The sequence below is a fragment of the Streptomyces botrytidirepellens genome (assembly GCF_003721215.1).
Classification (GTDB): domain Bacteria; phylum Actinomycetota; class Actinomycetes; order Streptomycetales; family Streptomycetaceae; genus Streptomyces; species Streptomyces himastatinicus.
In genome coordinates this window covers 1-12,409 of the sequence record NZ_RIBZ01000238.1, presented here as the reverse complement: position 1 = coordinate 12,409, position 12,409 = coordinate 1, and the positions used below count along the sequence as shown (strand labels likewise).

Genomic DNA, 12,409 nt, shown 5'->3' with positions numbered 1-12,409 from the left:
GGCCCCGGCCCGTACGCCCGACGCGCCCACCGCCCCCGAGGCGCCCGACGGCACCGACGCCCCCGCCGTCGACGTGCCCGACCTGCCGGTGCGGGAGGCGGCGCGGCACGACCCCACGGAGGCCACGCTCGCCGAGGCCGTCGTCCTGATCCGCACCGGCCGCCTGACCTCCGCGGACCTCGTCCAGGCGTATCTGGACCGGATCGAGAAGTACGACAAGACCTACCAGGCGTACGCCGAGGTGACCGGGAAGCAGGCGCTGCTCGCGGCCTACGCGGCAGACCGGGCGAACCGGTCGGGCCGCAGCGAGGACGGAAAAGCCGCACCCCTGGCCGGGGTTCCGCTGTGCGTCAAGGACAACTACTTCACCAAGGGCGTGCCCACCCGGGCCAATTCGTTCATCTTCGAAAATTTCATCCCGGTCACCGACGCCACCGCCGTCGCCCGGCTCAAGGCGGCCGGCGGCATCCTGCTCGGCAAGGGGCAGATGGGACCGCTGGCCACCACCCGTGCCACCACGCCCAACGGCATGATCACCACCGTCAACGCCTGGACGCCCGACAACCCGCTCATCGACCCCGGCGGTTCGTCCACGGGTCCGGCCTGTGCGGTCGCCGGCCGGATGGCGTCGTCCTCCATCGGCACCCAGACCGGCGGCTCCATCGTCAACCCGGCCAACCGGCAGAACCTCACCGGGCTGAAGCCCACGATGGGCCGGGTCTCCCTGAACGGCGTCATCCCGCTGTCGTACACCCGGGACCACTGCGGTCCGATCGCCCGCGACGCGATGGACGCGGCGATCATGCTGACCGTCATGGCCGGGCCGGACGCCGAGGATCCGCGGACCCGGGGTCTGCCGAGGCTGCCCAACCTGGTGCGCGCGGCCACCCCCGTGGTCTCGTCCAAGGGGAAGGTACGGCTCCGCCGGCCCACCCGGATCGGTGTGCCGCCGGGGTTCACCGACGGCATCGCCCGGCGCTCGGCGCTCCTGGACACCCTGGCGGACCTGCCCGGCGTCACCCTCGTGGAGATCCGTTACCCCACGGACTGGTCGCTGCTGACCGGTGGCGCGTTCAACGCCGCACGCCTGAGCGAGCGGACCGAGCCGTTCCGGCACTGGCTGCGCGAGGATCTCACGAAGTTCGGCGTCTCGGTGCTGAGCTGGCTCCAGGGGCTGATGCTCTCCGGAGACGAGTGGATCACCGCGCAGCGCGCCAAGCACCACTTGCTGCGCGCGGTGCTCGACGGTCCGTTCGACCACTGCGACGTGCTGCTCCAGACCAGCCCGGTACCGTTCGACATCCTGGGCCTTCCGGAGATCGGCTTCCCCATCGGCTTCACGGCCGGCCTGCCGACCGGCGCGATCCTCGGCGGCGCCCCGTACGAGGAGGACCGCCTGCTGGAGGTGGTCGCCGCCTATCAGGCGGTCACCGACTGGCATCGGCGGCGTCCGGCGGATCCGGTCCTGGAGCCCGCCAAGCGCGTCGTCCGGCCGCTGCTGGACGCAGTGGAGGCCGCGGCCGCCAGTGCATAGCCGTTGGCCGCGGCGGCCAGCGCGTAGCCGTTGCCTCCGGAGCCGGGTCCGGACACTGGTACTCTGTGTGCTGGCCGTTTGCGTACGCGCCCCCGGAGCCTTCCCCGAAGGTCCTGGAGACAGCGCCCAGCGGACCCCGCCTTCCGAGTCACGGAAGATCCCCTGAGACAAAGACCAGGGGCACTCGGCGGCTGAAACAGAGAACCAAGGAGTACGTGTGTCGCTCGACGCCGCTACGAAGAAGCAGATCATGACCGAGTTCGCCACGAAGGAAGGCGACACCGGCTCCCCGGAGGTCCAGGTCGCGCTGCTTTCGCGCCGCATCTCCGACCTGACCGAGCACCTCAAGACCCACAAGCACGACCACCACTCCCGCCGTGGTCTGCTGCTGCTGGTCGGCCAGCGCCGCCGGCTGCTCCAGTACCTGGCGAAGAAGGACATCACGCGCTTCCGTGCGCTGGTCGAGCGCCTCGGCATCCGTCGCGGTGCGGCGGGCGCCAAGTAAGTCGTCGTGGAGGGAGCGGTTCCCGCGTCAGGGGGCCGCTCCCTTTGCCGTACGCGGCTCCTTGCGGCCGTACGCGGCTCATAGCGCCGCGCCCTACGGCCCCGTGCGGAGCGTATTTTGTCCGCTACGTCCCGTACGCGCCAGACCACACACCCATCGTGATGATGGCCGAAGCTTTGTAGTCTGGTCCCAACAACGCCATAACGCACGAGGAGGAGCGCCTCATTCCCGCCGCCCCGGCGCCATAGGAGCCGGTCCTCGGTAGTGGCTCCCGGAACTGGCAATTCCGGTGGCTTCGATCGAAGACCGGCCCGGCCGCCGGACAGCAAGGCCCGGAGGCGCTGCTCCACCACCGTCCACCGTCATACGGACGGGGACGCAGAAGAGGAGATTTCCCTGGTGGAGAACGAGACCCACTACGCCGAGGCCGTCATCGACAACGGCACCTTCGGCACCCGCACCATCCGTTTCGAGACGGGCCGCCTGGCCCGTCAGGCCGCCGGCTCGGCCGTGGCCTACCTGGACGACGACACCATGGTGCTGTCGGCCACCACTGCTTCGAAGAACCCCAAGGACCAGCTCGACTTCTTCCCGCTGACGGTCGACGTCGAGGAGCGCATGTACGCCGCCGGGCGCATCCCCGGCTCGTTCTTCCGTCGTGAGGGCCGCCCGTCCGAGGACGCGATCCTCACCTGCCGCCTGATCGACCGCCCGCTGCGCCCGTCCTTCAAGAAGGGCCTGCGGAACGAGATCCAGATCGTCGAGACGATCATGGCGCTCAACCCCGACCACCTCTACGACGTGGTCGCGATCAACGCCGCCTCCTGCTCCACCCAGCTCGCGGGCCTGCCCTTCTCCGGCCCCATCGGTGGTACCCGGGTCGCCCTGATCAAGGGCCAGTGGGTGGCCTTCCCGACCCACAGCGAGCTGGAGGACGCCGTCTTCGACATGGTCGTCGCCGGCCGGGTCCTGGAAGACGGCGACGTCGCGATCATGATGGTCGAGGCCGAGGCCACCCAGAAGACCATCCAGCTGGTCAAGGACGGTGCCGAGGCGCCGACCGAGGAGATCGTCGCGGCCGGCCTCGAGGCCGCCAAGCCGTACATCAAGGTGCTGTGCAAGGCCCAGTCGGACCTCGCCGCCAAGGCCGCCAAGCCCACCGGTGAGTTCCCGGTCTTCCTGGACTACCAGGACGACGTCCTGGAGGCGCTGACCGCCGCCGTCCGCGACGAGCTGTCCCAGGCGCTCACCATCGCGGGCAAGCAGGAGCGCGAGGCCGAGCTGGACCGCGTCAAGGGTCTGGCCGCCGAGAAGCTGCTGCCGCAGTTCGAGGGACGCGAGAAGGAGATCTCCGCCGCGTACCGCTCGCTGACGAAGTCCCTGGTGCGCGAGCGCGTCATCAAGGAGAAGAAGCGCATCGACGGCCGCGGCGTCACGGACATCCGTACGCTCGCCGCCGAGGTCGAGGCGATCCCGCGGGTCCACGGCTCGGCGCTGTTCGAGCGCGGCGAGACCCAGATCCTGGGCGTCACCACGCTGAACATGCTCCGCATGGAGCAGCAGCTCGACACGCTCTCGCCCGAGACGCGCCGTCGCTACATGCACAACTACAACTTCCCGCCGTACTCCACCGGTGAGACCGGCCGCGTCGGCTCCCCGAAGCGCCGCGAGATCGGCCACGGCGCGCTGGCCGAGCGGGCGCTGCTGCCGGTGCTGCCGACGCGCGAGGAGTTCCCGTACGCCATCCGCCAGGTGTCCGAGGCGCTCGGCTCCAACGGCTCGACCTCCATGGGCTCGGTCTGCGCCTCCACGATGTCGCTGCTGAACGCCGGTGTGCCGCTGAAGGCCCCGGTCGCGGGCATCGCGATGGGCCTGATCTCCCAGGAGATCGACGGCGAGACCCACTACGTCACCCTCACCGACATCCTCGGTGCGGAGGACGCGTTCGGTGACATGGACTTCAAGGTCGCCGGCACCAAGCAGTTCGTGACCGCCCTCCAGCTGGACACCAAGCTGGACGGCATCCCGGCCTCCGTCCTGGCCGCGGCCCTCAAGCAGGCCCGCGACGCCCGGCTGCACATCCTCGACGTGATGATGGAGGCCATCGACACGCCGGACGAGATGTCCCCGAACGCCCCGCGGATCATCACCGTCAAGATCCCGGTGGACAAGATCGGTGAGGTCATCGGCCCCAAGGGCAAGATGATCAACCAGATCCAGGAGGACACCGGCGCCGAGATCACCATCGAGGACGACGGCACGATCTACATCGGTGCCGCCGACGGCCCGGCCGCCGAGGCCGCCCGCGCGACCATCAACGGCATCGCCAACCCGACGATGCCCGAGGTCGGCGAGCGCTACCTGGGCACGGTCGTGAAGACCACCACCTTCGGTGCCTTCGTGTCCCTGCTCCCGGGCAAGGACGGCCTGCTGCACATCTCGCAGATCCGCAAGCTCGCCGGTGGCAAGCGCGTGGAGAACGTCGAGGACGTGCTCGCGGTCGGCTCCAAGGTGCAGGTCGAGATCGCCGAGATCGACCAGCGCGGCAAGCTCTCGCTGCACCCGGTCATCGAGGGTGAAGACGACAAGAACGACAAGGACGACGAGGCGAAGGACGAAGCCGCCAAGTGACGTCCCGCGACGACGTGACGACGGCCCGCACCTCTTCGGAGGGGCGGGCCGTCGCCCGTACCCAAACGCTTCTCGCGGGGGAGAACGGCATCGGGACGGTCCGCAGGACCACCCTCCCGAGCGGTCTGCGCATCCTCACCGAGACCCTGCCGTCCGTGCGCTCGGCCACCTTCGGCATCTGGGCGCACGTGGGCTCCCGCGACGAGACCCCCACGCTGAACGGCGCCACCCACTACCTGGAGCACCTGCTCTTCAAGGGCACCCGGCGGCGCAGCGCGCTGGACATCTCCGCCGCGATCGACGCCGTCGGCGGCGAGATGAACGCGTTCACCGCCAAGGAGTACACCTGCTACTACGCGCGGGTGCTCGACACCGATCTGCCGCTGGCCATCGACGTCGTCTGCGACATGCTGACCGGCTCGGTGATCGACGCGGCGGACGTGGACGCCGAGCGCGGCGTCGTCCTCGAAGAGATCGCGATGACCGAGGACGACCCGGGCGACTGCGTCCACGACCTGTTCGCGCACACCATGCTCGGCGACACCCCGCTCGGCCGCCCGGTCCTGGGCACCGTCGACACCGTCAACGGGCTCGGCCGCGACCAGATCGCCCGCTTCTACAAGAAGCACTACGACCCGACCCACCTGGTCGTCGCCGCCGCGGGCAACGTCGACCACGACACGGTCGTCCGGCAGGTCAGCGACGCGTTCGAGCAGGCGGGCGCCCTCACCCGCGGCGACGCGGAGCCCATCGCCCCGCGCTCCGGTTCCCGGGCGATCCGCACCGCGGGCCGGGTCGAGCTGCTGAACCGCAAGACCGAGCAGGCGCACGTCATCCTCGGCATGCCCGGCATCCCGCGCACCGACGACCGGCGCTGGGCGCTCGGCGTGCTCAACACGGCGCTCGGCGGCGGCATGAGCTCCCGCCTCTTCCAGGAGGTCCGGGAGAAGCGCGGCCTCGCCTACAGCGTCTACTCCTACAACTCCGGCTTCGCCGACTGCGGCCTCTTCGGCGTCTACGCCGGCTGCCGTCCGAGCCAGGTGCACGACGTCCTCAAGATCTGCCGCGACGAGCTGGACCAGGTCGCCCGCGACGGCCTCACCGACGAGGAGCTGCGCCGCGCCGTCGGCCAGCTCTCGGGTTCCACGGTGCTCGGCCTGGAGGACACCGGCGCGCTGATGAACCGCATCGGCAAGAGCGAGCTGTGCTGGGCCGACCAGATGTCGGTGGACGACATGCTGGCCCGGATCCAGTCGGTCACCCCGGACGAGGTGCGCGAGGTGGCCCGCGATGTACTGGGGCAGCGTCCTTCGTTGTCGGTCATCGGCCCGCTGAAGGACAAGCAGGCGGCCCGGCTGGACGAGGCCGTCGCCTAGCCGGAGAGATTCCAGGGAAGAGGAACGATGAGCAAGCTGCGCGTGGCCGTCCTCGGCGCCAAGGGCCGGATCGGCTCCGAGGCCGTACGAGCCGTCGAGGCCGCGGAGGACATGGAGCTGGTCGCCGCGCTGGGCCGGGGCGACAAGCTGGAGACCATGGTCGAGGCGGGCGCCGAGGTCGCCGTCGAGCTGACCGACCCGGGCTCGGTGATGGGCAACCTCGACTTCTGCGTACGCCACGGCATCCACGGCGTCGTCGGCACCACCGGCTGGACCGACGAGCGCCTCGCGCAGCTGCGCGGCTGGCTCGACGGCTCGCCCCGCACCGGCGTGCTCATCGCCCCGAACTTCTCCATCGGCGCCGTGCTGACCATGCGGTTCGCCCGCCAGGCCGCGCGCTTCTTCGAGTCGGTCGAGGTCATCGAGCTGCACCACCCCAACAAGGTGGACGCCCCCTCGGGCACCGCGGCCCGCACCGCCCAGCTCATCGCCGAGGCCCGCCGCGAGGCCGGCTGCGCCCCGCAGCCGGACGCGACGGCCACGGCGCTGGACGGCGCGCGGGGCGCCTCGGTGGACGAGGTGCCGGTGCACTCGGTACGGCTACGCGGGCTCCTCGCCCACCAGGAGGTCCTGCTCGGCGGTGAGGGCGAGACCCTCACCATCCGCCATGACTCGATCCACCACAGCAGCTTCATGCCGGGCATCCTGCTCGGCGCGCGGCGCGTGGTCACCACCCCCGGCCTGACCTTCGGCCTGGAACACTTCCTCGATCTGGACTGAGGGCACACCGGTGCGCGCAAAGATCACGTATTTCGTTCTCGCGGCCGTCCTGGTCGTCTACTTCGTACTGGTCGGCGACCGCGGGGTGCTGCTCATCCAGCAGGGCACCCCGGTGACCATCGCCTACGGCGCGGCCGTCCTGGTGCTGCCGCTCATCGGCGGCTGGTTCCTGTGGCAGACCACCCAGTTCGCGCGCAACGCCGACCGGCTCGCGCGCGAACTGGACGCCGAGGGCGGGCTTCCGGTGGACGAGCTGGTACGGACGCCCAGTGGTCGCATCGACCGGGACTCGGCGGACGCGGTCTTCGCGAAGCGGCGGGCCGAGACGGAGGCCTCGCCGGAGGACTGGCGCTCCTGGTTCCGGCTCGCCATCGCGTACCACGACGCCCGCGACACCGCCCGCGCCCGCAAGGCGATGCAGCGCGCCATCGCCCTCCACGACGGCAAGCCGGTCCGGGCCGGAAACGCTCCCTAGCGCCCGTGCCGGGCCGCCCACCCGTCGAGGGCGTCGGCGGCCGCGCGGAAGGCCTCGGGGCGCCCGAGGAAATCGGTGTCGTGGCTGGTGATCAGGGTCAGCGGGGTGCCGCCCGACGTCCGCTCGGCGAGCACCACCTGACCCTGCACGGTGCGCGGCAGCCCCAGCCAGCGAACCGGCTGCTGGACCGTGCGTATCGCCGCGACGTCCTGCCAGGCGACCGTGGTGGACGTGATCAGCCCGGTCCGCCGCAGCTCCCGCGTGCTCACCCGGACGCCCGCCCCCACCATCCGCACCGCGAAAGCGATCACCAGCGCCGCCGCGGCGACGCACACCCCCGCGGCGGAGCCGGAGCCCGCCAGGACGATGATCAGCGCCGAGAAGAGGAGATACGAGGCGAGCAGCAGGAGCACCGCCGCCCCGCCGACCCTCCAGGGACCCGGCCGGTACGGGCGGCGCCGGCGCTCCGGGTCCTCGTAGGCGACATCGGCGTACGTGACGTCGGTACGCGAGAGCGGGGCCGCTTCGGGCCCCGCTCGGTCGTCGTCATGTGCGCGGTCTGCTGTCAGGAAGGGCAGTGGCACGGGATGTCCTCACTCACACACACGTCCAGATGGTCTGTGCTGAGTGAGGCTATCTCAGTGCAGCTCAGCGCCCGTTCGATGCCTCCTGCACCTGCTGGGCAGGGTGCGATTGGCTGTCGAGTGCGGGCATCCCGAACATCAGAGCGCCGACGAACCCGGCGACGATCGTCAGCCCCATCAGCGTCCGGCCGGTTATCTCGGTCCGGGACGCCCGGGGACGGGGCGGAGGGGTGACATTACTGCGGAAACGGTCGGCTTCGGCGACGAAGGCGAACGGTACGGGCTCTCGCCGGCGGAACATGAGCGGGCTCTCCTTGGAACCTCGAGCGCGGGCACTTCAGTGTGTAGGACGTGTGAACGGCCGTCCTGGTGCCCTGTTTCAAGAACTTCAGTCAAAATTTTCTGCGGGGATCCGGCGGTGCGGATCCGGCGGTGCGGATCCGGCGGTGCGGATCCGGCGGTGCGGATCCGGCGGTGCGGGTCTGTCGGTGGTGGCCCGTAAGCTGGGCCCGCCCCGAGCGATGCGATATGGAAGGACCCGTCGGTGAGCGAGACCCCCGCCGAGACCCCGGCCGCGAACCCGGCCGAGACCGAGAAGGCCAGTTTCCGCAGCGATGTGACCGTCGAGCTGGTGAAGCACAGCGCCGCCGACTCCGACGTCCTGTGGGCCGCGAGGGTGTCCACCGCGGGTGAGCAGTCCCTCGACGAGCTGAGCAAGGACCCGGAGCGCTCCAAGGGTCTGATCAATTTCCTGATGCGCGACCGGCACGGCAGCCCGTTCGAGCACAACTCGATGACCTTCTTCATCAGCGCCCCGATCTTCGTCTTCCGCGAGTTCATGCGGCACCGCGTGGGCTGGTCGTACAACGAGGAGTCCGGTCGCTACCGCCGCCTGGAGCCGGTCTTCTACGTGCCCGGCGAGGACCGCAAGCTGGTCCAGCAGGGCCGCCCCGGCAAGTACGAGTTCGTCGACGGCACCCCCGAGCAGCACGCGCTGACCGGCCGCGCGATGGAGGACGCATACCGGCACGCGTACGAGGCGTACCAGGAGATGCTGGCCGCCGGGGTCGCCCGCGAGGTGGCCCGCGCGGTGCTCCCGGTCGGTCTGTACTCCTCGATGTACGCGACGTGCAACGCGCGCTCGCTGATGCACTTCCTGGGTCTGCGCACCCAGCACGAGCAGGCCGCCGTGCCGTCCTTCCCCCAGCGGGAGATCGAGATGGTGGGGGAGAAGATGGAGGAGGCGTGGGCCGGGCTGATGCCGCTCACGCACGCCGCCTTCAACGCCAATGGCCGGGTGGCTCCGTAGCGCGAGCGAAGTGTCCGTATTGCGGCGTTTCGAGAAGTTCATCTAGGCTGAACAAAGGGGCCCGGCACTGCTTGAACCCCCGAGCAGGCAGTGCCGGGTCCTCTCTGATGACGCTGTTCCGGCGCCCCGAGGGAGCGCCGCGGGGCGCGCTACGAGTAGCGTGGTGCCCATGGCACCGACATCCACATCGCAGACCCCTTTCGGGCGGGTGCTGACCGCCATGGTCACGCCATTCACCGCTGACGGAGCGCTCGACCTCGACGGCGCCCAGCGGCTCGCCACTCATCTGGTGGACGCCGGCAATGACGGCCTGATCGTCAACGGCACCACCGGCGAGTCCCCGACCACCAGCGATGCGGAGAAAGCCGAGCTCGTACGAGCCGTGGTGGAGGCGGTCGGCGACCGCGCCCACGTCGTAGCCGGAGCCGGCACCAATGACACCGGGCACAGCGTCGAGCTCGCCCGCGCGGCGGAGCAGGCGGGTGCCCATGGCCTGCTCGCGGTCACCCCGTACTACAGCAAGCCGCCGCAGGAAGGCATCCTCCGGCACTTCACCGCCATCGCGAACGCCACCGGCCTGCCGGTCATGCTCTACGACATCCCCGGCCGCAGTGGTGTCCCGATCANCATGCTCTACGACATCCCCGGCCGCAGTGGTGTCCCGATCAGCACCGAGACCATGGTCCGGCTCGCCGAGCACCCGCGCATCGTCGCCAACAAGGACGCCAAGGGCGACCTCGGGCGTGCCAGCTGGGCCATCGCCCGCAGCCGCCTCGCCTGGTACTCCGGCGACGACATGCTGAACCTGCCGCTGCTGTCGGTCGGCGCCGTGGGCTTCGTCTCCGTGGTGGGCCACCTCGTCACCCCCGAACTGCGCGCGATGCTCGAAGCGCACCTCCAGGGCGACGTCGCGAAGGCAACGGAGATCCACCAGCAGCTGCTCCCGGTCTTCACCGGGATGTTCCGCACCCAGGGCGTCATCACGTCGAAGGCCGCGCTCGCCCTCCAGGGCCTGCCCGCGGGGCCGCTGCGCCTGCCGCTCGTGGAGCTGACTCCCGAGGAAACGGAACAGCTCAAGCGCGATCTTGCCGCTGGCGGGGTACAGCTCTAGTCAAAGACGCGATCGTCGCACCTTCATACTTCACAACTGCATACAGACACATCAGCAAGTGCACGAATGTCACGCGCGCCATGTGCCCCAGGGGGCATGTGGCGCGCGTGGTGAGGAGAGTCTTTTGAGTCATCCGCATCCTGAGCTCGGCCCGCCGCCGAAGCTCCCGGAGGGTGGCCTGCGCGTCACCCCGCTCGGGGGCCTCGGCGAGATCGGCCGCAACATGACGGTCTTCGAGTACGGTGGCCGGCTGCTGATCGTCGACTGCGGGGTGCTCTTCCCCGAGGAGGAGCAGCCCGGAGTCGACTTGATCCTGCCGGACTTCACGTCCATCCGGGACCGTCTCGACGACATCGACGGCATCGTGCTCACGCACGGCCACGAGGACCACATCGGCGGCGTGCCGTTCCTGCTCCGCGAGAAGCCGGACATCCCGCTGATCGGCTCCAAGCTCACCCTCGCCCTGATCGAGGCGAAGCTCCAGGAGCACCGGATCCGCCCGTACACGCTGGAGGTGGAGGAGGGGAACCTCGAGCGGATCGGGCCCTTCGAGTGTGAGTTCGTGGCGGTCAACCACTCCATCCCGGACGCCCTCGCGGTCGCCATCCGCACCCCGGCCGGCCTGGCCGTGCACACCGGCGACTTCAAGATGGACCAGCTGCCGCTGGACGGCCGTCTCACCGACCTGCCCGCCTTCGCCAAGCTCGGCGAGGAGGGCATCGACCTGCTCCTGGTGGACTCCACCAACTCCGAGGTCCCCGGTTTCGTCCCGCCGGAACGCGACATCTCCAACGTGCTGGGCCAGGTCTTCGCGAGCGCCCAGAAGCGCATCATCGTCGCGAGCTTCGCCAGCCATGTGCACCGCATCCAGCAGATCCTCGACGCGGCCCATGAGTACGGGCGCCGGGTGGCCTTCGTCGGCCGGTCAATGGTCCGCAACATGGGGATCGCCCGTGACCTGGGCTATCTACGGGTCCCGGCGGGCCTCGTGGTGGACGTGAAGACCCTGGACGACCTCCCGGACGACGAGGTGGTGCTCGTCTGCACCGGCTCCCAGGGCGAGCCGATGGCCGCGTTGTCCCGGATGGCCAACCGCGATCACCAGATCCGCATCGTCCCGGGCGACACGGTGATCCTGGCGTCGTCGCTCATCCCGGGCAACGAGAACGCGGTCTACCGCGTCATCAACGGGCTCACGCGCTGGGGCGCGAACGTCGTCCACAAGGGCAACGCCAAGGTGCACGTCTCCGGCCATGCCTCGGCCGGTGAGCTGCTGTACTTCTACAACATCTGCAAGCCCAAGAACCTGATGCCGGTCCACGGCGAATGGCGCCATCTGCGCGCCAACGCCGAGTTGGGCGCCCTGACCGGGGTTCCGAAGAACCGCTGTGTCATCGCCGAGGACGGAGTGGTGGTCGACCTGGTCGACGGCATCGCGAAGATCACCGGCAAGGTGCAGGCGGGTTATGTGTACGTGGACGGCCTCTCGGTCGGCGACGTCACCGAGACCTCGCTCAAGGACCGCCGGATCCTGGGCGAGGAGGGGATCATCTCGGTCTTCGTGGTCGTGGACAGCACGACCGGCAAGATCGTGGGTGGTCCGCACATCCAGGCGAGAGGCTCCGGCATCGAGGACGGGGCCTTCTCCGCGGTCATCCCGAAGATCGAGGACTCCCTGGCCAAGGCGGCTTCCGACGGCGTCGCGGACACGCACCAGATCCAGCAGCTCGTGCGCCGCGCCGTGGGCAAGTGGGTGTCCGACAGCTACCGCCGGCGCCCGATGATCCTCCCCGTGGTGGTCGAGGTCTGACACGGCCTCAGCTCCAGCAGGTGCTGAACCCCGGGCGGGGCTCCTCGATTTGCATCGAGGAGCCCCGCTCCAGTACGTTTACGGCTCCGCCAGAGGGGGAACCCGGAGCACTCAGACCGCTTCGGAGGAGCCCGAAGGTGGGGGTGGAAATCCGGCTCAGAGAATTCTGATAAAGTCGGAGACACCGAAAGGGAAGGCCCTCCAACGGCCACCGGAAACGGAATTCGGACCGGAAACGGAACGGAAAACGGATCTGGTAAGGTTGGAAACACGAAAGGCCGGAAAGCCGAAAGG

The 12,409-nt window shown here is 69.6% G+C and carries 11 protein-coding genes; 9 read left to right on the top strand and 2 right to left on the bottom strand.

From position 1 onward, the window contains the following. The 6 genes from EEJ42_RS18270 to EEJ42_RS18245 all read left to right on the top strand — a co-directional run. Window positions 1–1,534: amidase (locus EEJ42_RS18270; protein ID WP_148081986.1), on the top strand; the 1,534-nt coding region annotated here is incomplete at its 5' end. A 217-nt stretch (window positions 1,535–1,751) separates the two neighbouring features. Further along, a complete protein-coding gene (gene rpsO / locus EEJ42_RS18265; RefSeq protein ID WP_009714645.1) occupies window positions 1,752–2,039 on the top strand; it encodes a 30S ribosomal protein S15 in 288 nt (95 codons plus the stop codon). Window positions 2,040–2,438: 399 nt separating this feature from the next. Then, the gene (locus EEJ42_RS18260) at window positions 2,439–4,670 is read left to right on the top strand and encodes a polyribonucleotide nucleotidyltransferase (RefSeq protein ID WP_123100990.1); all 2,232 of its coding nucleotides are present in this window, start codon (window positions 2,439–2,441) and stop codon (window positions 4,668–4,670) included. Continuing rightward, the gene (locus EEJ42_RS18255) at window positions 4,667–6,046 is read left to right on the top strand and encodes a M16 family metallopeptidase (RefSeq protein WP_123100989.1); all 1,380 of its coding nucleotides are present in this window, start codon (window positions 4,667–4,669) and stop codon (window positions 6,044–6,046) included. Before EEJ42_RS18260 ends, EEJ42_RS18255 begins: the two co-directional genes overlap by 4 nt. A 27-nt stretch (window positions 6,047–6,073) precedes the next feature. Beyond that, window positions 6,074–6,826: a 4-hydroxy-tetrahydrodipicolinate reductase gene (gene dapB, locus EEJ42_RS18250; RefSeq protein ID WP_123100988.1), complete on the top strand. Its 753-nt coding sequence runs from the start codon at window positions 6,074–6,076 to the stop codon at window positions 6,824–6,826. Window positions 6,827–6,836: 10 nt separating this feature from the next. Further along, window positions 6,837–7,301 carry a tetratricopeptide repeat protein gene (locus EEJ42_RS18245; RefSeq protein WP_123100987.1) on the top strand — a complete coding sequence of 155 codons (465 nt, stop codon included), beginning with the start codon at window positions 6,837–6,839 and terminating at the stop codon, window positions 7,299–7,301. Here EEJ42_RS18245 and EEJ42_RS18240 read toward each other — a convergent pair. Together EEJ42_RS18240 and EEJ42_RS18235 are read right to left on the bottom strand one after the other, a co-directional pair. Continuing rightward, the gene (locus EEJ42_RS18240) at window positions 7,298–7,885 is read right to left on the bottom strand and encodes a hypothetical protein (RefSeq protein WP_123100986.1); all 588 of its coding nucleotides are present in this window, start codon (window positions 7,883–7,885) and stop codon (window positions 7,298–7,300) included. The two genes, EEJ42_RS18245 and EEJ42_RS18240, sit on opposite strands and share 4 nt — an antisense overlap. 64 nt (window positions 7,886–7,949) lie before the next feature. Further along, window positions 7,950–8,186 (bottom strand): hypothetical protein, encoded by a 237-nt coding sequence (locus tag EEJ42_RS18235; RefSeq protein WP_123100985.1) that lies wholly within the window; start codon window positions 8,184–8,186, stop codon window positions 7,950–7,952. 243 nt (window positions 8,187–8,429) lie between these two features. Here EEJ42_RS18235 and thyX point away from each other — a divergent pair, with 243 nt between their 5' ends. From thyX to EEJ42_RS18220, 3 genes are all read left to right on the top strand, one after another. Then, window positions 8,430–9,194 carry an FAD-dependent thymidylate synthase gene (gene thyX, locus EEJ42_RS18230; RefSeq protein WP_123100984.1) on the top strand — a complete coding sequence of 255 codons (765 nt, stop codon included), beginning with the start codon at window positions 8,430–8,432 and terminating at the stop codon, window positions 9,192–9,194. Window positions 9,195–9,363: 169 nt separating this feature from the next. Further along, window positions 9,364–10,305, top strand: a complete 942-nt coding sequence (locus EEJ42_RS18225; RefSeq protein WP_123100983.1) for a 4-hydroxy-tetrahydrodipicolinate synthase family protein — start codon at window positions 9,364–9,366, stop codon at window positions 10,303–10,305. A gap of 124 nt (window positions 10,306–10,429) precedes the next feature. Then, window positions 10,430–12,115, top strand: coding sequence for a ribonuclease J (locus EEJ42_RS18220; protein WP_123100982.1), 1,686 nt, complete (start codon window positions 10,430–10,432; stop codon window positions 12,113–12,115). Window positions 12,116–12,409 lie beyond the last annotated feature (294 nt).

Excerpts from the sequence above, each read along its gene's own strand:
- EEJ42_RS18235 (WP_123100985.1), bottom strand. The coding sequence starts at position 8,186 with ATGTTCCGCCGGCGAGAGCCCGTACCGTTCGCCTTCGTCGCCGAAGCC.
- dapB (WP_123100988.1), top strand. The coding sequence starts at position 6,074 with ATGAGCAAGCTGCGCGTGGCCGTCCTCGGCGCCAAGGGCCGGATCGGC.